Here is a 22,598-nt window from a genome sequence, read left to right as displayed (position 1 = left end):
TAGGATTACAGAAAATTATTTCAATTTGTTTTCTGTGTCATTGTACGTTCCCGTAATGGTAACGCCACTATTTTTAGTCACTTTACCATAAATAGTAATCGACGAATTGTTTCCAATAAAATTAATTTTTGCACCACTGTTCAATCTAAGGTCACCCCAGATTACCACAGAACCTTCAATTTGCAATAAAGCGTTACTATTGATAATAAGTTCTGTTGGGTTTGACTGCTGGTATTTTCCTTGTGCCAAAGTTCCAGTCATATTAAAAGTACCGCCACTGTTTAAAATCAAAGTGTTTTGAACAGAGATTGATCCACAGTGGGTTAAAACACCTCCAGAATTAACAATAATAGAATTGATTGCAGTTGAACCATTATATGATTTTACTTCATTAGAATTCAAAATCAAATCTTTTCCTTGGTTGTAAACACCATATGAAGAGCAATTAGCAAAAGTTGTATTTGGTTTTTCCATTTTAATGATTTTCAAACCACCTTTTCCGCTTGCAACATAAATGTAATTTCCACTAGATTTTACATAGTTTGATGAACCTGTGATTCCAACAGTTCCAACTAAACTATAAGGCGTTCCAGATTTGTAAACGTTTAATCCGGCAGCACCATTTGCAACAAAAGCATATCCGTCATTTACAGAAACCGCATTGGTTACATTATCGCCTCCAGCAGAAGCCAAGCCAATTGTTTGCAATTTTGATCCACTGTTGATATCGTAAATTCCTAAACCATTGTATCCTTCAGAAACCAATAGTTTTGTTCCGTCAAAATCAATTGTTCTTTTTGCGGCACTTACATCATTACTTGTTGCAAATGATTTTTGAAGCGCAAGAGTTGATTCATTATATATGTTAACACCTTTTGTACCACTTAAGGTAACAATTTTGTCACCACTAATCGCTACAGTTCTTAAATCCTGAACCGCAACTTTTGAAGTCACTTGTTTGGTAGAATTGCTGATTTTAAACAAGCTTCCCGTATCTCCTGTAACTGCAAAGTAAGAAGTTGAATTAGCAGAAACATCAGTCGTTGCGTGGCTTTCAAGTTTAGATACTGTATATTTATCTGTCAACATTCCAGAGCTTAATTGCATATTGATTACAATTGCTGGATTTGTCAACGTAGCGTCTTTGTCGATATCCTTTGCTCCGGCAATAATTAAATTTCCGTTCGAATAAGTAAGAGACGTAATATCTGTATTTGCTACTAATGCTGATGTAAGTAACTTTGGCTTATAAGGATCTGTAACGTCAATTACATCAATCGCTCCAGAGTAAGCATCGCCCATCATAGTATAGGCTACATACGCATAATTTCCGTTTACTGCTACATGATTGGCTTGTAAAGTTCTTCCATTACTATCTGTTGGCGGATTTACTTCAGCAATTTGAACCAAAGGCAAATCTGTAGTAGCCTGTGTTGCTAATCCTTTTGCTGTTGAAGTGTTGGTGATTGAAATAACTCCAGAATTAGTATAATCAAGTCTTTTGTTTAAAGAAACAGCATCACTATTAATTGTAATACCATTTTCTGTAGCTTGATTATCAGAATTGTCATCATTGTTGTCACATGAGACAAAAAGCGACGTCGTTAATAAGGCGAATAGATAAAATTTATTTTTCATAATCAACTAGGATTTAAAATATTGTGCAAATATAAGATACAATAATAATAGAATAAGATATTTGTTATAATTATAATCAATTTAAGCATCATTTTTAAATATAACGTAATATATTAACATTTAATCATAGTGTTATGCATGCATAAAAAAAAGAGTATCAATATTATTGATACTCTTTTGCGTTGAAAATTAGATATTTAGCAATTATCTTCTGCCGTGTCCTCTGTGATCATCGTGATCATCATGGTCATGACGGTCGTGTTTATCATGGTGTTTTTTGTCATAATGCTTGTAATCTCTGTGATCATGACGGTCATTGTAGCCGTAAACCGGTCTTGGTTTGTAAGGTCTTTGTGGAGCTCCGTGATATCCTTTGTAATATTTTACTCTGTGACGATCAAAATATACGTATGGAGTTCTTCCATGATAGTCAGTTAAAACTACTTTATATCCTCCGTACAAATCATAATTTCTGTATTGTCTTGGCAAATAAGTTGTTCTAACCCATCTTCCGCCTCCAAAATAAATAAACTGTGAAGCTCGAACATCGTAATAAGCTTCAATGTCTGGCAAATAATAATATTCCATTTCAGCATATCCTGCAGGACCCCAAGCTGGTGGCGTACCTATATTTACATTAATTGATACTTGGGCTTGCGTGGCGTTTGCAACCAAAATAAATAATCCTACGATTGCTATTTTTAACGTTTTCATTTTTTCTAAGTTTTAATGTTACTCTTGTTTAGTAATATTCATATACTGTGCCAAAAATAAAAACTAAATGTATTTCGTCGGATAAAAATAGCACTTTAACGAGTGGAGGAGGGCTGATTATATGGTAATGTGTTGATTTTTAAATGTTTTTAAATGATTGAAAAAAAATAAAAAAAAGCCAAAAAAAACTTTTACTTGTAATCTACAATTCTCGGTTTTGACAGCTCAAAATTCATTAAGCCAAAATCTGTTGTTTCAAAAGTATTGGTTTTGAAAACATTATCTCCTTCAAATGGAATAGTCGGGTAATATGACAAGGATAATTGAAAAGAACTGAATACTAAATAATCATTGCTTATAATTACTCCAAGCGTAAATTTTGAATATGCTTTATTTTTTCCCATAGCATCATTCGGACTTCCCAGAACGGCTACTGAATAATTAAAAAACGGATTAAGACGAAAACCTAAAACTGCATTTGGTGAATAAGTCTGCGTTTGAAGTGACAAAACCATTTTATTGGTTCCATAAATTGCACTGTTGAAACCTGCAAGTCCGTTTTGTTCATTTATATTTAATTGATCGCCAATAATATCTTCACGATTGACGCCAATTACTATTTTTGGATTTACAAATTGTCTTATTTTCCAGTTTCCAATGCTGTAAAGCTTGGTGAAATAATTGGTTTCTATTGAAAAAGCAGTTTCATAAGTTTTTGAATCATGGAAAAAAGTTCCACCTTCAAAATTTGCACTCAAAAAACCTAATCTATAATAATTGCCAAAAGAAAACTGACCACCAATATAAGGCCTCCACATTTGGTTTTTATATTGATAACCAAACGTAACGCCATAGATTCGACCAATCGGAACATCCTCCGTCTGTCCATTTCTAAAAATATAATTGTCTTTAATAAATTTTCGGGTGTTGATCCCAATTCCAGATAAAATGAGTTTTTGGTCTGAATAGAATTTGGTCGGATCGTATAAATCGGATGGCGTTTCGCTGTAATTAACATTCAGAAATCGGCCAGAGGTAATCAAATTGGTAATCCCTTTATCTTCATCTTCAAAAACTTTAAATGCTTTTCCTGCCCAAAAATCCTGAAAGTTATATTTGAAAGGCTGGTAGGCATAAGACATATCTGGAGCCTGAAGTGTATCTTTTCTGAAATTTTGCCCAACATAAATTCCGCCAGCCCATTTAGTTAAAGGCGAATAAAATAAGCGTTCAATGTTGATGCTTTTGGTATAATTGTTATCGAGATCCATTTTGTAATTCAGCGTCGTCCCGATGTACGTATTTTTGATATTCGGCACCGTATATGTAACATCATTTCCGTTGGCGCCATCATCAAAACGATTTGTGAAACGATATTCCAATTGCTGTCCCGTTCCAAAAAAATCTTTTTCCTTAAAGCCAACAGAAACCTGATTGCTTGATATCGAAAACCTGGGAATCGTACTCCAAGAATCCAAAACCCTGATTGTAACATCGACGGAATCTGATGCAACGCCGACTAGTTGATGTGTGATTCGAACCGCCGTTACATATTTTTGAGATCGTATCAAACGTTCGGTTTCCTGAATTTTATAACTGTCATAGACGCTGTTTCTTTTAAACAAAAGCAAATTGTAAATGGCAATTTTTTTTGTTTTTAAATGCAGCCGATTCCCAGTTCGCTCGCCCCAATTTTTAGGAACTTGCGTTGTATCAGTGAGAGAATGCCCAAAAGGATCAAGCGTGACGATATTAATTTTACGAATAATTTTGCCATTGTAATTTGAAGTATCACTAGGTATTATAAGATGTTCTTTCTTTTTAGGTTTATTGGTTCTGAAGAAAAGCTTATGCATAGTTTTAGTGAATTTATTCTTTTTTGAATAATTTCTAATTCGTTCGTAAACTCCAGTAGTATCTTTTTTTGCAGATGAATCTTTTTTTGTATTATCTGATTGTCCGTGAATGCTTTGCAAACAAAAGCACAACAAAAGAAAAACGATTATTTTTTTGTTTAGAAACATTCAGGTATTTTTTCAATGATTTGAATAAGGTTTGTAATATGAATTTAGTATAAATATTGCTGGTATTTTAAAAATTAACTGTTTTTTTAGCTAGTGATTTTCGGTCTTCTAACTCTCCAAGTAAATTTGCGAGGCACATGATTGCCCATCAAATAACCCCATGCTTCCATAGATTCGATTCGTTCAAAAATTATCTTCAAGATTGCCAAGAGTGGAATGGCTAAAAACATTCCCGCTATTCCTGCAGCGGCGCCTCCTACGATAATTCCCATTATAGAAACAAAAGCGTTAATTTCAACTTTGGAATTAATAATCAACGGAACTAATAAATTATTGTCTATAAATTGCACAATAATGTTTACAATCAGGATTCCTAAAATAATTGACGTTTCGCCAGTTCCGGTTAATGAAGCCAAAACTGTAATTATTCCAGCAATGAATATCCCGATGTACGGAATAAGATTCAGAATTCCAGTTATCAATCCTAATAAAATAAAATATTTTACACCAATAATCCAAAGGCCTAAACTTGTCAAAATGGCCACAGTTGTCATTTCCAGTAAAAGGCCGACGATGTAGTTATTTATCGAAACTTTGATTTGCGACAAGATATCTTGTAACGCCGCATGATTTTCTTTGTTTATCAATTTTGCTAAAAAAAGAATAAAATGTTCTTTATAAATTAAAAACAAAAAAGTATAAATTGGAATAATGGTACAATCTAGAAGCAAATCTGTTATGGAAATTAATGCCGAACCGATTGTAGCATTTCCATTTTTAACCGAATCTTTAGTTACATTGTCAATATATTTTTTTTGTTCGCCAATGCTTACATTAAAACTGTCTTTAATAAATTTATGAATATCTGTAATAAAGGCATTTGCATTTTTTTTGATGGTATCAAAATCATTAGCCATATCTCTAACTTCGTAGGAAATAAAGACTAAAATTCCGACAACAAAGGCAGCAAAAGTCAAAACACAAATTATTGCGGCAAGATGTCTCGGAAACTTCAATCGATGCTTTAGAAATGTAAATATGGGCAACAATAGAACAGCAAACAAGAATGCCATAAGTACAGGTGTGATGACATCCTTGGCAATACAGAATATATAGGAAAATGAAATTAGGCTTATTAATATGCAAGCAAGCTTTGCATAAAAAGGCAATTTTATAGGCTGAGTCATTTTTGTGAAATTTTGAATAAACGTAAATTGGCTAAACAAATATTGCACTTAAAATCAGAAATTCTGTTTTAGGTTTTTTGTTTTCGTTTATAAAATTCCCATTCAAATATCAGTCAAAAAACTCTTTTTCTTCGTAGTGTGCTGGCAAGATTGAAATCCCTTTTTGCAGCAAAAGATTATTTGGGAAAATAATTCGCTCTCCTTCTTTTGTTTTCAAATTAACATGAAAAGCACTAATATCTTCTATTTCGGCCTCAATAGGAAAATCTTTATCGTGGATTTTTATTGTGTCTCCAATTCTAAAGGGGAACGAAAAAAACAAAATAACTCCAGAAGTAATGTTGCTTAAAATTGACCATTGGGCAAACATAGCAACACCAACTACAGTTGCAATTGAAGAAACATAGAAAAAAATATCTTTGGTTTCAACACCCCAAATCACAGTCAGGCCAATTGCTACCAAGATATTCATTAGAATATGAACATATTTAATTACTAGGTTTGTTCTGTGTTCCAATAATTGGCTGCTGCTGGCATAACGACGGATAAATTTAGCTACGATAATCCTTAAGGCCACTAAAACCAGAAGAAGAATAATTGTGGCAAATATTTCCTGGCTATATTCTTTGAAAGAAACCATAAGATAATTTTTATACTAAAGTACTCAAATATTCGTAAACTTTTGCAGTTGGAAGTCCCATAACATTGGTATAAGAACCCTCAACTTTTGCTACTGCCATAAAACCAAACCATTCTTGAATACCATACGCACCAGCTTTGTCATAAGGTTTATAATTTTCAATATAGTATAAAATGGCCTCGTCTGATAATTCGTTGAAAGTAACTTTTGTAATATCGTGTAATAGAGTAGAAGCAGTATTGGTTTTAAAGCAGACAGATGTAATTACATCATGCGTTGCGTTTGACATTGATTTGATCATTTCAAAAGCTTCTTCGGCATTTTTTGGTTTTCCTAAAGCTTTGTTTTTGTGCCAAACAATGGTATCGCTAGTTACTAAAATTTCATTTTCCTTTAGTTCGCCTTCAAATGCATTTGCTTTTAATTCGGCTAAAAAATCTGTGATTTCAACTGCTTTTAATTCTGGCGGATAAATTTCTTCAACATCTTTTAAGCGGATTTCAAAATCCAAATCCAAATCTTTAAAAAATTGCTGTCTTCTTGGAGATCCTGAAGCCAAAATCAAAGTATATTTTTTTAGTTTTTCCTTAAGCATTGTACTTGATGTTTAATGTTATTACAAGAATTGACAAAATTCCGAAAAACAAAATGAGTTTTAAAACAGTACTCAAATGATGAAATTCCTTTTGTGTTTTTGCAGTGAATATTTTAACAATAAAATACAATAAAGGTGCAAGAACAGTAGCAAAACCATATAAAGTAGCAATATAAAGTTTGTTTTGCATAAAGTATTCATTAATGTAGAGCAACGATAAAATAAATGGAATAACAGCAAATCCTAAAGCGATTTTAGCAGCTCTACTATTACCAATTGCAATTGGCAAAGTATTCATTCCTTGATTGTAATCACCATTTACATCTTCAATGTCTTTAACTATTTCCCTGATAAAATTGATCATAAAAGCAAATAGCGCGTAATCAATCAAAATAGAAAAAAGACTTGCCATTTGCGCTTGATTTTCTGCATTTGTTGCAGGAAACAAATCGAAAATGCCAATGATAATAACACTTAACGCTAAAAGTAACGCCACAATAAAATTCCCAACAATCATGATTTGCTTTAAGCTTGTAGAATAAAAATAAAGCAAAGATGCAATCAAAATGAAAATGGTTGCAAAACTGGGCCTCAAAATAACATTCGATAAATAAAAACCAATTGCAACGCCGGTAATATTCAATCCGATGTAGATATTATAAGCTTTAGTTTCAGAAATTCCCTTGCCAATAATTACTTTACTTGGCTTATTTATAGAATCAGTTGCAACATCAAAAATATCATTGATTACATAACCTGCTGCTGCTAATAAAACGGTACTTAAAACCAATAATCCATATTGCCAATCTGCTAATGCAAGTGGGATATTTTGCTGTTTCAAAAAGGCATAACGAAATAAGACCTGCATAAAAGCAAGCATCAGTAAGTTTTGATATCTAATGAGTTTTAAGTATTTCATTTTTTAAGATTCTAAGTAGCTAAGGGGCTAAGTTGCTAAGTTTTTAGTTTATAATTTATAATTGTCAATTAATTAATCGTGTTTTCCGTTAAAATATTCCATCCATTTTCCTTGCACTTTCATTACTTGTTCGATTACATCACGTGCAGCGCCACGTCCGCCTTTTACGTGCGAAATATAACGGCAGATATTTTTGATCTCAGGGCTAGCGTCTTGCGGGCAAGTTGGCAATCCAACTAGTTTCATAACATGAAAATCAGGAATGTCGTCACCCATATATAATACTTGTTCAGGTTTTATATTATTAGCATTTGTATAATCTTTAAAAGTCTGAACTTTGTCAGGAGTGCCCAAATGAACATCAGCAATTCCTAAATTATTTAAACGAATACGGACGCCTTCATTGCTACCGCCAGAAATAATGCATACATGGTAACCGCTTTCAATTGCTGCTTTCATTGCATAACCATCGCGAATGTTCATTGTACGAAGCATTTCGCCTTCATTGGTTACAAAAACAGAACTGTCCGTAAGTACGCCATCAACATCAAAAACAAATGTTGTGATGTCATTCATTATTTCTTTATAACTTTTTGCCATTTTTTATAGATTGTGTAAGGATATTATAAATGTTTTTTTGATTTTCGTTGGTTAAAAACGCCAAATGTGATTCGATAGTATTAGAATCATTACGTTTTGCTGGCCCAGTTTGCGCATCACTAGGGTCCAGTGTGTTTATTTTTTCAGCAGTTTCCTGAATTAAAGGTTTTAAGACTTCAAAAGGAACACGATGTTCGTCACAAATATCTTTTCCTATTTGATACAGATGATTCGTAAAATTATTCACAAAAACTGCCGCAACATGTAGTGCTTTTCGTTGCTCTGAAGCAATAGCAAAAACGGCTTTTGAGATGCATTTTGCAGCTGATTCTAGCTCACGATAATCGAAAGTATTTTCTGCTTCTAAACAAATAGGGATATTTGAAAAATCAACATCTTTACTTTTTGAGAATGTTTGAAGCGGATAAAAAACGCCTCTTCTGTTTTTAGGATCCAAAATATCAATAGGAGCAGCACCTGAAGTATGAACGACCAGTTGGTTTTGAAAAGGCAATTGTTTTGAAACTTCGTTAATAGCATTATCTGAAACAGCAATAATATACAAATCAGCTGGTTGAAAATTATTTAAATCAGTAATAATTAAATCTTCATTCAGCAACGAAAGCAAAACTTCTTTTTTTCTAGAAAATACCTGCACAATTTCAACAGCTTCACTTTTGGTGAAAGCTTTGATCAAATGCTGTGCAACATTTCCGGAACCAATTATCGATAGTCGAATCATACGACAAAATTAAGATTTATTTTTTTAAATGCAGTTGGGTTTATTTTTGTTTGAATAAAATATAAAATCCGCTTTTTTATCATTAAAAAAGCGGATTTAGTTTATTGATTTTAATTGTTTTAGAATTTCACAGCTCCTTTAGGAACCGTTTCTCCAATCGTAATGTTTTTAGACAAATCAGAATTCGCATTTTTTGCAAACTCAATATTTTGGCTTACTTCTCCGTTTATCGATATGGCTTTTTCTGATTTGGAATTGAATTCGATATTCTTGAATGACATATTTCGTCCATTATAAATTTCAAAAATAGTAGGTTTTTCGATATCTAATTTTGCGTTAGTTATTTTAATTCCATTTGCATCTATGATTGAAAAGCCGTTTTCAGCTTTTGCAGTCAAGTTTGAAATTTCAATGTTTTCCAAATTCATTTCAGGAAGACCTTGCAAAAATACCGCTTGTTGTGCGCCAGCAATAGTAATATTTTTAATAGAAATGTTTTTAAACTGAGGTGTTTCTACATTTACAGGCATTGTTTTATTTTTAACTTTTGCACCGCCTTCTTCCAATGTCTCAGCAATTGATTTTCCTCCATAATACAAATCAAATGAAATAGCTTGTGAAGGGATATCTGTCATATAAATGTCCGAAATAAAGATATTTTCAACAATTCCGCCGCGTCCACGAGTACTTTTGAATCGTAAACCAACATCAGTTCCCATAAAAGTACAATTTGAAACGTGCAGATTTTTAACGCCGCCAGACATCTCGCTTCCAACCGTTACGCCGCCATGACCGTGATAAACGATATTGTTTTTTACAATTATATTTTCGCAAGGAACACCACGATCGCGTCCATCTTTATCTTTTCCAGATTTAATGCAAATGGCATCATCACCAACATCAAAACTTGAGTTTTCAACCAAAACATTTTTGCAAGATTCAACATCAAGTCCGTCACCGTTTTGAGAATACCACGGATTTCTGACTGAAACATTTCTGATAATCAAATCCTCAACCATAAGCGGGTGAATGTTCCAAGCTGGCGAATTTTGAAAAACAGGGCCATCAAATAAAACTCTTTTACTATTTTGAATGCTTACCATTACAGGACGCAGAAAATCATGAATCTCTTCAAATTGTTCTTTCGTTTTTAGATCAGAACGCACATTTTGATCTGCATTTTGATTTCCTTTTACATATTGCTCAGATGGGTACCAACTTGTTTTGGATTCGTTTAAAACACCACCAGAAGCAATTACTTTTTTCCATTGGCTTTCTGTTACTTTTCCTTTTTTGAGCATTCGCCAGGCTTCACCTGAACCATCCCAAACGCCATTTCCTGTAAAAGCTATATTTTCAAGGTTTTTTCCATAAATAGGAGAGATGCAACGCCAAGTATTCAATCCCTCGAAACTAGTTTCGATAATTGGGTAAAGTTTTTTATCCGTTGAAAATTTTATAAGTGCGCCCGTTTCTGCATGGAGTTCAAGATTACTTTTTAAAACAATTGGACCAGTAAGCCAAATTCCTGGAGGAATAATCAATTTTCCGCCACCTCTTTTAGAAATGGCATCTATAGCATCAGCAAAAGCTTTTGTGTTTAAAACATAACCACCGCTTACTGCGCCAAAATCCTTCAAGTTGACTGTGTTTTTTGGAATTTTGGGTTCTTGAACTTTGGCCATTTTGAATTCAATGTCATTGTAAAAAGAATCAGACTTTGATTTTTGAGCAAAAGTGTTACTTGTTATAGCCAACGCAAAAATTGAGAGCGATAGTACAAGATTAATGGTTTTGGTTTTCATTTTAATAGATTTAAAAAGAGATAGTTAATAAACGATTATTTATTTTCAAGCTTTCATTTTGAGAAAAATGGAAATTTCTTTGTTTAAAAAAGACAAATTAAAAATGTAATCGATTACACAAAACTATGAAAAATTATCAATATTCAAAAAAAATATTGAATAGTTTGTTTTTGTAATGATTAACTTACTTTTAGGCGTCTTTTTATAAAAATGACTATCTACTTTTAGTTTTTATTAACAAATCTCAAATATTGGAACTCAACATTTTTAAGTACTTTTGTGCCACTTTTATACAATGTAATTCCTCAAAAATGGATAAAAAAATATTCTCTTTTTTGTTTTCTACACGCTTAATGGCTGTTCTTTTCTTAACATTTGCGATAGCAATGGGTATTGGAACTTTTATCGAAAGTAAATACAATACAGATACGGCAAGAATCTTAATTTACAATACTTGGTGGTTTGAAGCTATAATGGCTATTTTTATGATTAATTTCTTCGGAAACATCAAACGTTATCAATTGCTTAAAAAAGAAAAATGGGCAACTTTATTACTTCACCTTGCTTTTGTTTTTATCCTTTTAGGAGCTTTTATTACTCGTTATATCAGTTATGAAGGAATGATGCCAATTCGCGAAGGCGCTGCAGAAAATCAAGTTTATTCAGATAAAACATTCATTACCGTTTTTGCTGATGGAGAATATAAAGGCGAAATGAAACGAAGAGTTTTTGATAAAAGTCTTTTATTGTCACCTGTAACTAATAATGATTTTACTCTATCAGGAAAATTTGACGAGACTCCGTTTGAAGTGAGTTACGTTAATTACATCATGGGAGCAAAAGAAACCATAAAACCAGATCCAAAAGGAACACTTTACCTAAAGTTAGTTGAAGCAGGAGCCGGCGGACGTGAAGAGCATTTCTTGAAAGAAGGAGAAGTTCAAAATATTCACAATGTTTTGTTTGCATTAAATAAACAAACAGACGGTGCAATTAACATTAACACAAAAGGAGATAAATATACCATACAAACGCCATTTGAAGGTGAATTTATGCGAATGGCAGATAAATTAAAAGGAACTGTAACCAAAGATAATGTACAGCCTTTGATGATGCGTTCGCTTTACAGTATTGGCGATATCCGAATTGTGTTTCCAGATCCAGCTATTAAAGGAGTGGTGGATTACGAATCTAGCAATGACTTTAAAGCAAAATCACATACTGATGCATTATTTGTAAAAATAAAAGCTGACGGTCAGGAAAAACAAGTACGTCTTTTAGGCTCTAAAGGAAGTATAGGGGAGCCTCAAACGGTAAAAATCGGTAAAATTGAATACAGTTTGTTTTTTGGAAGCAAGGCTTATGTGTTGCCTTTCAAAGTTAGATTGAATGATTTTATTGCAACAAAATATCCGGGAACAGAAAAAAGTTATTCTGCTTTTGAAAGCCAGGTTACTGTTCAAGATTCGGCAGATACTTTTGATGCTAGAATTTATATGAACCATGTTTTGGATCATAAAGGTTTCCGTTTTTTCCAATCGTCATTTGATCCAGATGAAAAAGGAACTGTGTTATCAGTAAATCATGATTTTTGGGGAACCAATATTACTTATTTTGGATATTTCCTTTTATATATTGGATTAATGGCAATTATGTTTACTAAACATTCTCGTTTTGGAGATTTGAAAAAGAAATTGGACGCTATTCAAAAGAAAAAAGAAAAACTAATTACAATTTTAGTTTTAATGATCAGTTTGAGCGGTTTTGCACAACAAAATCCTCATGTTCACTCACATGATCACGATCATAACCACACTGCAGATCCAAACGATCACGCAAATCATGTAGTGGCTCCACCAAGCAAAAAACAATTGGATTCGCTATTGACAATTTATAAAGCACCTGAAGCACATGCTGCTAAATTTGGACGCTTGGTTATTCAGGATGCTGGAGGAAGGATGAAGCCTATCAATACATTCTCATCTGAATTGCTTAGAAAAGTAAGCCACGATGACAAGTATAACGGAATGAATTCTGACCAGGTTTTCTTGTCAATGACACAATACGCTCAAGTTTGGATTCAAGTTCCTATTATTTATCTTAATACTAAAAATGACAGTATCCGTAAAATTATCGGAATTGATTCTAAAGATAAATTTGCGCCATTTGTTAAGTTTTTTGATGAGAACGGAAATTACAAATTATCACCGTATTTGGACGCAGCCTATAAAGCAGCAAATCCAAATAGTTTTGAGAAAGACTTTATAGAAACTGATAAAAAAGTAAACTTGATGGAATCTGCTTTGAGTGGCAGTATCTTGAGGATTTTCCCTATTCCAAATGATCCAAACCACAAATGGGTTTCATATTTAGAGCGTGAAAATGCAGGTCTAAAAGGAATGGACTCTACGTACGTAAAACAGATAATCCCATTGTATTTTAGTGCCTTAAACAATGGTTCCATTTCTAAAAATTGGGATACTGCTGATCAATTATTGGAAAGTATTAATGGTTTTCAAAAGAAATTTGGAGCAAAAGTTCTTCCAAGCGAACAAAAAATTGATGCCGAAATTGCATACAACAAATACGATGTTTTTCAAAAATTACCGTATTGGTACATAACTGTTGCAATCTTTATGTTGCTTTTTACGATGTTAAATATCTTTTTTGAGAAAAAATGGCTTCGTATTACTGTAAACGTTTTCCATGTTATGGTCGGGCTTTTATTTGTGATTCATACTTTAGGATTGATAGCAAGATGGTATATTTCGGGTCATGCACCTTGGAGTAACGCTTACGAATCTATAGTTTATGTCGCTTGGTCAACAATGTTCTTTGGATTAGCTTTTGATAGAAAATCTAAATTGACAGTTGCTTCATCTGCCTTTGTAACAGCGATGATTTTAATGGCAGCATACTTGAACTGGATCGATCCTGAAATTGCAAACTTGCAACCGGTTCTTAATTCATATTGGTTAATGATTCACGTTGCTGTAATTGTAGCAAGTTATGGTCCAACTGCATTAGGAATGATTTTAGGTTTTGTTGCTTTAGTATTGATCTTTTTTACAAATGATAAAAACAAAGCTAAAATGGAATTGCACATAAAAGAGGTAAGCTACATTAATGAAATGGCAATAACAATTGGACTTATCATGTTGACGATTGGAAACTTTTTAGGAGGGCAATGGGCAAATGAAAGTTGGGGACGCTATTGGGGATGGGATCCAAAAGAAACATGGGCTTTAATCTCGATTATGGTTTATGCATTTGTGATTCACGCTCGTTTTGTACCAGCATTGCGCGGAAAATGGTTCTTCAATTTGATGACTATGTTTGCCTTTATTTCAATTTTGTTTACTTATTATGGGGTTAATTTCCACTTGGTTGGTCTGCATTCATATGCAAGCGGAGAGGCGCATTCTTTAAATTGGATTTATTATTCAATGGCTACTATTGCCTTGATTGGAGCTTTGACATATCCGAAATATCATAAATATTACAAAAACAAAAAAGTGAAAAAGAAATAATTGCTTTCAAAGAAATTATTAATTCATAAAAAAAGGTTCAGCTAAATAGTTGAACCTTTTTTATTTTAGAATCCTTTACTTATTAGTTGGGAAGTTTTCCCAAAATTGCAAGTATTATTCCTATAACGATACAAAAGCAGGTTAGGAATATCAGGTGACTTAAGATGCTTAAAAAGAAAGCTTTTGTTTTTGATATTTTATTGAAAAACTGAATATTAGTCCAAAATATTAAAATCAACCCAATCAAATATGTTGCGTTTGAAAATTTATGAATATGAGGTGTTCCATTCAAATAAAGCAATATTGGGAATGTCAAAATCTGTACAAAAAGACGTTGCGATGCCTTAAAAGTATTTAAAACAAAAAACTCAAAAAAGTTATATCCTTGCTTTTTGAAAACGGTATAAGTTCCAATAGTATAAAGCGGAATTGTACCGATAGTTACCCACGAGAAATGCATTGCCATCCATTCATTAAACTCGCTATAATCCATTTTGCCATCTTTTGCATCTGGGAATGTATTGATGTGGTAATAATGATATAGCACCCCGTAAAGTGTTGCTAAAACAACAACTAAAGAAAGCGGTTTAAAATGTTTCACACGTTTTCCTTCAATAAATTTACGTACCGAATGTCCGGGTCTTGTAAAGAGTTGTTTTAACGAATAGGTAATTCCTTTGTCAAAATGCAGTAAACCATGCTGAATATCGTGCCATAAAAAATGAGCATTTATTTTGTGAGTTGCAGCGGGTTGTCCGCAATTGCCACAGTAATGTCCTTTATAAACGTGATGGCAGTTTTTACAGATTATTTCCATTAATTGTGTGGTATTATATTTCGATTTAAATAGTATTCTTTTTAAAGCCATTCGGGAACATGATTGCCAGCAAAACTATAATAAGCAAAAAGTTATATTCAACGCCGTTTCTTCCACCCCCAACAACAAACCAACCTTCTTGAAAATGAACGAGAATAATTCCCATTACTAAAACAAAAATGGTTACAAATCCAGCAAGTTTAATGTATTTATTCAGAAGCAGAAGTACAGCGGCAATTACATGAGATAATTTGATGCTCCACGCAAGAAATACACCAAAAGGAGCAAAACCAATTTGATTTAAATACAAATTCCCAAAATCATTAATACCATTATTAAACATTCCAAAGACAGAATGTGTAAGGAGGATAATAGCAACCGCAATTCTTAAAAAGAAATTTCCGTTCATGATGTGGTATTTGGTAAATAATCAATTAAAAATAATAAAAAAGCGCATATTAAAACTAATATGCGCTTCATGTTTTTATGAAATTTCAATTTTAAACTTTTCCTAATGTATAAAGTTGTGTCATTGTCGGAGTCAAACTTCCGCCTGCTGGTTCAAGAGTAATCCCAAAAGCTTCCGCTTCATTTGTGCGATCAACAGCGAAAATTTTATTAGAATTTCCTTCGAAATCGCTCAATAAACCAATACTTGTCGGTGTCAATACGGGACTTAATTTTAATGCCCAAACTTGATAAACCATTCCTTTTGGAGGTTTTGGAAGTCCCGCAGCATCTATATAAGTTGTTTTGGTGTCTTTGTTCCAATATACTTTTGCAAATGATGTTGGAGAAACTGCTTGGCCGCCAAGTGTTACACCAGTATTTTTTACATCTCTAACGATAGCTAAACTTTTCTCGGTTTCTTTATTTTGCTGATCTAAAAAAGCATAATCTCTTTCAATTTTGCTTTTTTCAGTTCCCACTGTGCTGATGGCTTCTTTGGTTTTTGTCAATTCCAAAGTTTGATAGCCTAAACCAAGCAGTAAAAGCACTGCTGCAGCCCATCCTACATATTGTGACCAGTTTGATGCTGGTTTCATGTCGACTACCTTGCCGTGTTTAAGCTCTAATCGGGCTTTTATTTTCTCAAAATTTGCAACCGAATGGAAAGGAGAGAAGCTTGACGACAAAGCAACAATCGCCTTTTCGATCGAAATAATTTCTTGTAAAACTTCTGGGTTTTTCTTCGCCAATTCGGCAATTTCTAGATTTTCAGTTTCGGTCAATAAGCCATAAACATATAGCTCTAAAGTTCCTGATTCAATATATTCTTGTGCTTCCATTATATTTTTAGATAATTTCTTAAGTCATTAATACAGTTTCTGTTTTGTGTTTTGATAGTTCCCAATGGCATTGCCAATTCTTCTGAAGCTTCTTGTTGGGTATATCCTTTGAAGAATAATAAATTAATTATTTCGATACATTTTGGTTTCAGCTTCTTTACGAACTCTTGAATTCCAATCGCATCCAATTTGTTGCTTAATTTATTGCTCTCGTCTAACAGATTTACGAAATTATCTGATGAAAGGTTTTTTTGAGTGTTATTATAATTTTTGGATCTTAATGTATCAATAGATGTATTTCTAGCAATATTAAGGATCCAGGTATAAAATCGGCCTTTACTTTCGTTGTACGAATCGATGTTTTTCCAAATTTTCACAAAAACTTCCTGCAAAACATCTTCAGCTTCTTCGCGATTTTTGATCAATACATTAATGACCGAAAATAAACTTTTTGAGTACATATCGTACAAATGCGTGAAAGCTCTTTCGTCTTTCTCATAAATTAAAACTAATAATTCTTCTTGACTCATAGATTTGGATTTAAGCTTAAACAAAAAATAATTTAACAGTATTTTATCGCCAGACATAAAGATAAATCATTTTTTTATGAAAAAAACATTTTTTTTGACAATCATAAACTCAATAAAAACAGGGCTTGGTAAAAAAAAAATAAAAAAAAATCATTTTTTTAAAACCAAAAACAATCCAATTACGTACATGAATTTAGAATGAAATAAGTAGGAAATAGATTAAAGGCATTTTTTGTTTGTCTAATATTTCTAGATATCTGATAAACAAAATTTATTTTTTAAAGATCAAAAAAATAGTGTGAACCAAAATTAAAACAAAATGAATAAAATAAATAGTTTAAAGATTTTGATTATAGCGCTAACGAATGTTTTAGCCGTAACACACTTTGGTAATAGTGATAATAGTAAAGATATAAAAAAGCTGAATTTTTCAGTTTTTAAGATTCAGATGTAAAACAATTCATAGTTGATGTCCTCGGACTTCCAAACCGAAAATTATTTTTAAAGTGTATTTTTTGTATTATAAACGAGTAAAATCCATTGTACAAGCCATAAAAGAATTAAATGAAAATGCGAATTAGGATTTACAAAATAATTTTTCATTCAACCGAGCGGCATCAACTATATTTCAAATAAGAAATAGAATAAGGCATAATAATTAATTCATGGTTTGATTTGTTTGTATGGGGGGAAGCCTAACGTCTGATTAACGTTAGGCTTCATTTTTTTTAACTAATCTTTAAGTCAAAATATAGCGATCAAAGTCCTTTTGTAAAACAGATTTTAACTAATTTTATAAAAAATTAAACAATGAAAAAAATAGTATTTTTAGTTTGCAGTGCACTTTTTATGATAGTCGCTCAAACTCAAGCTCAAACGAGTAATAAGAAATCTAAAACAGAAAAAAATATGGCAGAAGGAACCATTTACCAATTCAAAGTTGAAGATTTATCGGGAAACACTTTTGATTTTTCATCATTAAAGGGAAAGAAAGTGATGATCGTAAATACAGCTTCAAAATGTGGTTTAACACCGCAATACAAAGATCTAGAAGCGGTGTATAAAGAGTACAAAGACAAAAACTTTGTAATTGTAGGTTTTCCAGCAAATAATTTTGCTGGGCAGGAGCCAGGGACAAATGAAGAAATCGCTACTTTTTGCCAATTAAATTATGGTGTAACTTTCCCTATGATGGACAAAGTTTCTGTAAAAGGTGATGATATGTGCGAAGTTTATAAATTTTTGACGCAGAAATCTAAAAATGGTTTGCAAGATTCTGATGTAGAGTGGAATTTTCAAAAGTACTTGATTAATGAAAAAGGGCAATTAGTTAAGGTAATAAAACCTAAAACATTAGTTACAGATCCAGAAGTAATTAATTGGATTAAAAGTTAATTGCAGTATTAAAAAAAAAATCCACAAATTTGAAGAAATTCAAGTTTGTGGATTTTTTTTGGATGTCAGACTGAGCGAAGTCGAGGTATCGAGTGCAATATCACTTTATGGGACTTCGACTTCGCTCAGTCTGACAAAAACAATTATTTATTAATTTTTGCAAACCTTGCGTAGGACTTTGTGCCCATTGCAGTTAAACTAATATCAATTGCATAAAAACTAAATCCAACCAGTGGTCAAATTTATATCCAACTTCGCGCAAAGTTCCTGTTGCCACAAATCCAAAGCGTTCGTGAAAAGCGATACTTCCAGCGTTATCAGCATCAATTGCGCCAATCATAACATGATATCCCTGTTCTTTTGCTAAGCGAATTAATTCGGTCAATAATTTAGATCCGATACCTTTTCCAATTACATTATCGACCACATAAACCGAATGTTCAACAGTATATTGATAACCAATTTTTTCACGAAACTGACCATAACTTCCAAAACCTACAACTTCACCATCTAAATCGGCAACAACAATTGGCAGATTTTTCGCTTTTTTATCTTCAAACCATTTAGTTTGTATTTCAAGTGTTTGAATATCATAGCTGTAATTTGCAGTTGTGTGCAAAATAGAATGATTTACAATTTCTAGAATTTTTTCTAAATCATTTTCAGTTGCGGGTCTTAGTTTAACTTCCATGGTAATTTTATAAAGTGTTTTTTGGTATTATTTTGTATTTAGTTCCGCTAACAAAGTGTCAACTTCTTTTGGGTTCCAGGTCATTTCGGTACAAATGACTTTGGCATCTTTGGCATATTGCAACGCCATTTTTTTGTCCTTGATTTTATTGTAAAGTCGGGCGATTAATAAATTTCCATCGTATGAATCATTTATTTCTAATGAATGTTTTACCCAGAAAATTGACTTTTTCAAACTTTCAGTATCAATAATATGCTTTAAATAAGTCTGCCCAATATCTTTAAGAAAACTAGCATCATTCCAAACTAATTTTTGAGTGTTTTCAAGTGTCACCTTTTTGTAAAACTGCCATTTTTCTGTTCGTTCTGCCAAGGTTAAGTCAAACTTGAAAACCAATGAATCTGTTTTCTGCAATCGAATCGATTTTGCAACTTCTCTTTGTTTATAATAATTTACAGTATCTAAATTATCAACTAAAGGACGAAGCAATTCGGTTACAATACTTTCAATTTTGCGGTCTACACGATTTTGTGAAGCGACCGTGGCAAATTCTTTTTGATGTTTTAAAACAAATTGAAATTCCCTTGAATTAATATCAGTCACACCGTTAGCAATAATTCTCCAATTGGTTTCGCTAATTAGTTGTGCGTCAGATTGTGTTTTTAAATAAATATGTGTTGCTGGTGATAAGTCAGTTCTGTCTTTACCTTTTTTCAGCGTGTTTAAGTATGTGAAAAACTTATCAGAATTACTCGGGTCAGACATAAATTCTTTTTCTAAATAAGGCAATTGCATTCTCGAATTCAGCGCATATTTTACTTCGGTCATAAACTCCGGCGTTTTCATTTCACCTTTCAAAGCATATAAAAGCGTTTCATTCGAATCCAAAAACAAAAATGTAGGCAGCGATTTTGTTTTGTATTTGTCTTTTAAAGCTATTCCTTCATCTTTTTCAATGTTTTTCCAAATACAAACGTAGTTTTCGTTTAAAAAAGCCATAACATCCGGATTGCTAAAAACCTCTTTTTTCATTTGATTGCAATGCGGACACCAATCCGCATAAAGCATTACGAAAAGAGGTTTTCCTTCGGTCTTTGTTCTTTCCAATGCGGTTTTATACGGCGTATCATTTGGAACAAACTGATTTTGAGAACTTACAATTTGCAGCGAAAGAAAAAGGATAACAATATAAAGTAGACGCATAAAGTGTATATTTTTAGTACAAATTCACTTTTACAAATATATTCCCTTTTTCGAGAATGTTTCTTAATATCTTGCCATTTATAAGTTAAATCAACTGCGAAGTTTGTAACTTTGTATATGAAAAAGAAAATTGAAATTTTAGATTTTCTTCAATAAAAATAATACGCCACAGGAATGATTTACCCCAAAATACCGCTTGCACAAAGCATTATCGAAATTTGTTTAGCAAAAGGAATAACTAACATTATAATTTCTCCAGGTTCAAGAAACGCACCTTTAACGATAGGATTTGCACAAAATCCAAATTTTAAATGTTACAGCATTGCTGATGAGCGTTGCGCAGCGTTTTTTGCGTTAGGAATTGCACAGCAAACCAAAAAGCCAACAGCGGTTGTTTGTACTTCAGGATCAGCCTTGTTGAATTATTATCCAGCTGTGGCTGAGGCTTTTTACAGCCAAATTCCATTGATTGTAATTTCTGCTGATCGTCCGCAAAGCAAGATTGATATTGGCGATGGACAAACCATTCGTCAAGAAAATGTCTTCTCGAATCATTCAGTTTTCAATGCCAATTTAACTGAAGAGGCTTCTGCTGAAAATGATTTGAAAATCAACAAAGCTATCGAAACTTCAATCCTTCAAAAAGGCCCCGCACATATTAATGCACCTTTTGAAGAGCCTTTGTACGAAACAGTTGAAACGCTTTCTGTTGAACCGAAAATTACAATTCCAGAAAATGCTATTGAAACAAAAATTATTGAAAATGAAGCTGAATTTGTTTCAATTTGGAATAAAGCCAAGCGCAAACTTGTTTTAGTTGGCGTAAATGAAACAAATACAATTGATTCGTCAATTATTGAAAATTTAGCCAATGATCCATCAGTTGTTGTGCTAACCGAAACAACTTCAAATTTGCATCATCCTAATTTTATTAATAGTATTGATACTTTAATTACTCCATTTGACGATACTGATTTTAAGGCTCTTGAGCCAGAAATTTTAGTCACATTTGGAGGTATGATTGTTTCCAAAAGGATTAAAGGATTTTTGCGAAAGTACAAGCCGAAACAGCATTGGCACATTGATACATTACGCGCATATGACACTTTTGGGGCACTTACAGAACATTTTGTGATGAAACCAAATGATTTCTTTACTAAATTATTTGCTAAAACTGATTTTACAAAAAGCAATTATTTTTCTGAAATCAAAAAAGTATATGATTTAAGAAAAGCAAGACGAAACGAATATCTACAAAAAATACCTTTTTCAGATTTTAAAGTTTTTGACGAAATTATCAAATCATTGCCGAAAGATAGTCAATTGCAGATTAGTAATAGTTCAGCAATTCGTTATGCACAATTGATTGACATTGATGATTCGATTGAAGTTTTCTGCAACAGAGGGACTAGCGGAATTGACGGAAGTACATCAACAGCAATTGGAGCGGCAGTGGGAAGCGAGAAGCAAGGTATTTTTATAACTGGCGATATTAGCTTTTTATACGACAGCAACGCTTTGTGGAATTCTTACATTCCGAAAAACTTCAAAATTATCTTAATTAATAATGGAGGAGGAGGAATTTTCAGAATTTTGCCTGGACATGAAGAGAAACCTGTTTTTAATACTTATTTTGAAACTTCACACCAATTAACGGCAGAGCATTTAGCAAAAATGTATCAGTTTGAATATTTAAAGGCTTCTGATAATGAATCATTAAAGGAAAATATAGATATATTTTATTCTCAAAATGAAACTCCAGTTATTTTTGAAATATTTACTCCAACAGCCGAAAATGATGTTATTTTAAAACAATATTTTAAAGAATTAATTTGATTATTTGTAAGTTAAATAGTGTTAAATTTTAGATTCGAATTGTTTTAAGTTTTAAATTGGCTGCATTAATTGTAACCAATATTAAAATTTATGAGCGCTAGAGAAGAACTAATTAAGAAGTATGCTTCAGATTTAAAAGAAAAATGTGGAATAACACCAGATATGGATTTGCTTACAAAAGTAACCATTGGTTGCGGACCATCAATTTACAATGCTGATGCTTCAACGGTTGCATCGTCACAACAATCTGAGTTAGATACTGTAAAGAAAAACTTTCTGATTAAAAAATTAGGATTGAAAGACGGGCCTGATTTAGATGCAGGTATTCAAGCAATGATTGAGAAATATGGTCATGCTAATAAGCACAAATACAGAGTAGTTGCCTACTATTTATTGATACTTCACTTTAAAAAAGAAAGTGTTTATAAATAAGACAAAAAAGC

20 protein-coding genes are annotated in these 22,598 nt (G+C 32.5%); 4 read left to right on the top strand and 16 right to left on the bottom strand.

Annotated features, from left to right (window positions below; genetic code table 11):
- Nucleotides 1-15: 15 nt before the first annotated feature.
- The 10 genes from H600_RS0110405 to H600_RS0110360 form a co-directional block, all read right to left on the bottom strand.
- Nucleotides 16-1,638, bottom strand: coding sequence for an LVIVD repeat-containing protein (locus tag H600_RS0110405; protein WP_026728735.1), 1,623 nt, complete (start codon nt 1,636-1,638; stop codon nt 16-18).
- 204 nt (nt 1,639-1,842) lie between these two features.
- Nucleotides 1,843-2,352, bottom strand: coding sequence for a hypothetical protein (locus H600_RS0110400; RefSeq protein ID WP_026728734.1), 510 nt, complete (start codon nt 2,350-2,352; stop codon nt 1,843-1,845).
- Between the two features lie 191 nt (nt 2,353-2,543).
- Entirely contained in the window at nt 2,544-4,376 is a 1,833-nt protein-coding gene (locus H600_RS0110395) for a hypothetical protein (RefSeq protein ID WP_026728733.1), read from the bottom strand.
- Between the two features lie 86 nt (nt 4,377-4,462).
- Nucleotides 4,463-5,563, bottom strand: a complete 1,101-nt coding sequence (locus H600_RS0110390) for an AI-2E family transporter (protein WP_026728732.1) — start codon at nt 5,561-5,563, stop codon at nt 4,463-4,465.
- A gap of 109 nt (nt 5,564-5,672) precedes the next feature.
- Nucleotides 5,673-6,203 (bottom strand): mechanosensitive ion channel domain-containing protein, encoded by a 531-nt coding sequence (locus tag H600_RS0110385; protein ID WP_026728731.1) that lies wholly within the window; start codon nt 6,201-6,203, stop codon nt 5,673-5,675.
- 10 nt (nt 6,204-6,213) lie between these two features.
- A complete protein-coding gene (locus H600_RS0110380) occupies nt 6,214-6,798 on the bottom strand; it encodes a Maf-like protein (RefSeq protein WP_026728730.1) in 585 nt (194 codons plus the stop codon).
- The gene (locus H600_RS0110375) at nt 6,791-7,717 is read right to left on the bottom strand and encodes a geranylgeranylglycerol-phosphate geranylgeranyltransferase (protein ID WP_084157374.1); all 927 of its coding nucleotides are present in this window, start codon (nt 7,715-7,717) and stop codon (nt 6,791-6,793) included. Before H600_RS0110375 ends, H600_RS0110380 begins: the two co-directional genes overlap by 8 nt.
- A 72-nt stretch (nt 7,718-7,789) precedes the next feature.
- Nucleotides 7,790-8,317, bottom strand: coding sequence for a KdsC family phosphatase (locus H600_RS0110370; protein ID WP_026728728.1), 528 nt, complete (start codon nt 8,315-8,317; stop codon nt 7,790-7,792).
- A complete protein-coding gene (locus H600_RS0110365) occupies nt 8,301-9,059 on the bottom strand; it encodes a Rossmann-like and DUF2520 domain-containing protein (RefSeq protein WP_026728727.1) in 759 nt (252 codons plus the stop codon). The genes H600_RS0110370 and H600_RS0110365 overlap by 17 nt, the downstream gene beginning before the upstream one ends.
- Nucleotides 9,060-9,178: 119 nt before the next feature.
- A complete protein-coding gene (locus H600_RS0110360; RefSeq protein WP_026728726.1) occupies nt 9,179-10,864 on the bottom strand; it encodes a glycoside hydrolase family 28 protein in 1,686 nt (561 codons plus the stop codon).
- Between the two features lie 311 nt (nt 10,865-11,175).
- On the opposite strand from H600_RS0110360, the gene H600_RS0110355 reads away from it, so the two are divergent.
- On the top strand, nt 11,176-14,394 hold the full coding sequence (locus H600_RS0110355) for a cytochrome c biogenesis protein CcsA (RefSeq protein ID WP_026728725.1): 3,219 nt from the start codon (nt 11,176-11,178) through the stop codon (nt 14,392-14,394).
- 82 nt (nt 14,395-14,476) lie between these two features.
- On the opposite strand, the gene H600_RS22540 is transcribed toward H600_RS0110355, so the two are convergent.
- From H600_RS22540 to H600_RS0110335, 4 genes are all read right to left on the bottom strand, one after another.
- A complete protein-coding gene (locus H600_RS22540; RefSeq protein ID WP_167330302.1) occupies nt 14,477-15,211 on the bottom strand; it encodes a DUF3667 domain-containing protein in 735 nt (244 codons plus the stop codon).
- Nucleotides 15,212-15,236: 25 nt separating this feature from the next.
- Complete coding sequence (locus H600_RS0110345; RefSeq protein ID WP_026728723.1) at nt 15,237-15,620, bottom strand: DoxX family protein; 384 nt, start codon at nt 15,618-15,620, stop codon at nt 15,237-15,239.
- A 91-nt stretch (nt 15,621-15,711) separates the two neighbouring features.
- Nucleotides 15,712-16,500, bottom strand: coding sequence for an anti-sigma factor (locus H600_RS0110340; RefSeq protein ID WP_026728722.1), 789 nt, complete (start codon nt 16,498-16,500; stop codon nt 15,712-15,714).
- A complete protein-coding gene (locus H600_RS0110335) occupies nt 16,500-17,030 on the bottom strand; it encodes an RNA polymerase sigma factor (RefSeq protein ID WP_026728721.1) in 531 nt (176 codons plus the stop codon). Before H600_RS0110335 ends, H600_RS0110340 begins: the two co-directional genes overlap by 1 nt.
- 810 nt (nt 17,031-17,840) lie before the next feature.
- Here H600_RS0110335 and H600_RS0110325 point away from each other — a divergent pair.
- The gene (locus H600_RS0110325) at nt 17,841-18,425 is read left to right on the top strand and encodes a glutathione peroxidase (RefSeq protein ID WP_026728720.1); all 585 of its coding nucleotides are present in this window, start codon (nt 17,841-17,843) and stop codon (nt 18,423-18,425) included.
- A 193-nt stretch (nt 18,426-18,618) separates the two neighbouring features.
- On the opposite strand, the gene H600_RS0110320 is transcribed toward H600_RS0110325, so the two are convergent.
- Nucleotides 18,619-19,116, bottom strand: a complete 498-nt coding sequence (locus H600_RS0110320) for a GNAT family N-acetyltransferase (protein WP_026728719.1) — start codon at nt 19,114-19,116, stop codon at nt 18,619-18,621.
- A gap of 27 nt (nt 19,117-19,143) precedes the next feature.
- Nucleotides 19,144-20,319: a thioredoxin family protein gene (locus tag H600_RS0110315; protein ID WP_026728718.1), complete on the bottom strand. Its 1,176-nt coding sequence runs from the start codon at nt 20,317-20,319 to the stop codon at nt 19,144-19,146.
- A 174-nt stretch (nt 20,320-20,493) separates the two neighbouring features.
- On the opposite strand from H600_RS0110315, the gene menD reads away from it, so the two are divergent.
- Together menD and H600_RS0110305 are read left to right on the top strand one after the other, a co-directional pair.
- Nucleotides 20,494-22,155 carry a 2-succinyl-5-enolpyruvyl-6-hydroxy-3-cyclohexene-1-carboxylic-acid synthase gene (menD, locus tag H600_RS0110310; protein WP_026728717.1) on the top strand — a complete coding sequence of 554 codons (1,662 nt, stop codon included), beginning with the start codon at nt 20,494-20,496 and terminating at the stop codon, nt 22,153-22,155.
- A gap of 90 nt (nt 22,156-22,245) precedes the next feature.
- On the top strand, nt 22,246-22,587 hold the full coding sequence (locus H600_RS0110305; RefSeq protein ID WP_026728716.1) for a DUF2853 family protein: 342 nt from the start codon (nt 22,246-22,248) through the stop codon (nt 22,585-22,587).
- Nucleotides 22,588-22,598: the final 11 nt, after the last annotated feature.

The sequence above is a fragment of the Flavobacterium denitrificans DSM 15936 genome, from assembly GCF_000425445.1.
In the GTDB taxonomy this organism is placed as follows: domain Bacteria; phylum Bacteroidota; class Bacteroidia; order Flavobacteriales; family Flavobacteriaceae; genus Flavobacterium; species Flavobacterium denitrificans.
The sequence above is the reverse complement of the archived record's forward strand: the minus strand, read 5'-3'. Positions and strand labels throughout refer to the sequence as shown.

Excerpts from the sequence above, each read along its gene's own strand:
- H600_RS0110355 (WP_026728725.1), top strand. The coding sequence starts at position 11,176 with ATGGATAAAAAAATATTCTCTTTTTTGTTTTCTACACGCTTAATGGCT.
- H600_RS0110375 (WP_084157374.1), bottom strand. The coding sequence starts at position 7,717 with ATGAAATACTTAAAACTCATTAGATATCAAAACTTACTGATGCTTGCT.
- H600_RS0110340 (WP_026728722.1), bottom strand. The coding sequence starts at position 16,500 with ATGGAAGCACAAGAATATATTGAATCAGGAACTTTAGAGCTATATGTT.
- H600_RS0110305 (WP_026728716.1), top strand. The coding sequence starts at position 22,246 with ATGAGCGCTAGAGAAGAACTAATTAAGAAGTATGCTTCAGATTTAAAA.
- H600_RS0110345 (WP_026728723.1), bottom strand. The coding sequence starts at position 15,620 with ATGAACGGAAATTTCTTTTTAAGAATTGCGGTTGCTATTATCCTCCTT.
- H600_RS0110335 (WP_026728721.1), bottom strand. The coding sequence starts at position 17,030 with ATGAGTCAAGAAGAATTATTAGTTTTAATTTATGAGAAAGACGAAAGA.
- H600_RS0110405 (WP_026728735.1), bottom strand. The coding sequence starts at position 1,638 with ATGAAAAATAAATTTTATCTATTCGCCTTATTAACGACGTCGCTTTTT.
- H600_RS0110320 (WP_026728719.1), bottom strand. The coding sequence starts at position 19,116 with ATGGAAGTTAAACTAAGACCCGCAACTGAAAATGATTTAGAAAAAATT.
- H600_RS22540 (WP_167330302.1), bottom strand. The coding sequence starts at position 15,211 with ATGGAAATAATCTGTAAAAACTGCCATCACGTTTATAAAGGACATTAC.
- H600_RS0110370 (WP_026728728.1), bottom strand. The coding sequence starts at position 8,317 with ATGGCAAAAAGTTATAAAGAAATAATGAATGACATCACAACATTTGTT.
- menD (WP_026728717.1), top strand. The coding sequence starts at position 20,494 with ATGATTTACCCCAAAATACCGCTTGCACAAAGCATTATCGAAATTTGT.
- H600_RS0110380 (WP_026728730.1), bottom strand. The coding sequence starts at position 6,798 with ATGCTTAAGGAAAAACTAAAAAAATATACTTTGATTTTGGCTTCAGGA.
- H600_RS0110385 (WP_026728731.1), bottom strand. The coding sequence starts at position 6,203 with ATGGTTTCTTTCAAAGAATATAGCCAGGAAATATTTGCCACAATTATT.
- H600_RS0110390 (WP_026728732.1), bottom strand. The coding sequence starts at position 5,563 with ATGACTCAGCCTATAAAATTGCCTTTTTATGCAAAGCTTGCTTGCATA.
- H600_RS0110360 (WP_026728726.1), bottom strand. The coding sequence starts at position 10,864 with ATGAAAACCAAAACCATTAATCTTGTACTATCGCTCTCAATTTTTGCG.
- H600_RS0110315 (WP_026728718.1), bottom strand. The coding sequence starts at position 20,319 with ATGCGTCTACTTTATATTGTTATCCTTTTTCTTTCGCTGCAAATTGTA.
- H600_RS0110365 (WP_026728727.1), bottom strand. The coding sequence starts at position 9,059 with ATGATTCGACTATCGATAATTGGTTCCGGAAATGTTGCACAGCATTTG.
- H600_RS0110395 (WP_026728733.1), bottom strand. The coding sequence starts at position 4,376 with ATGTTTCTAAACAAAAAAATAATCGTTTTTCTTTTGTTGTGCTTTTGT.
- H600_RS0110400 (WP_026728734.1), bottom strand. The coding sequence starts at position 2,352 with ATGAAAACGTTAAAAATAGCAATCGTAGGATTATTTATTTTGGTTGCA.
- H600_RS0110325 (WP_026728720.1), top strand. The coding sequence starts at position 17,841 with ATGAAAAAAATAGTATTTTTAGTTTGCAGTGCACTTTTTATGATAGTC.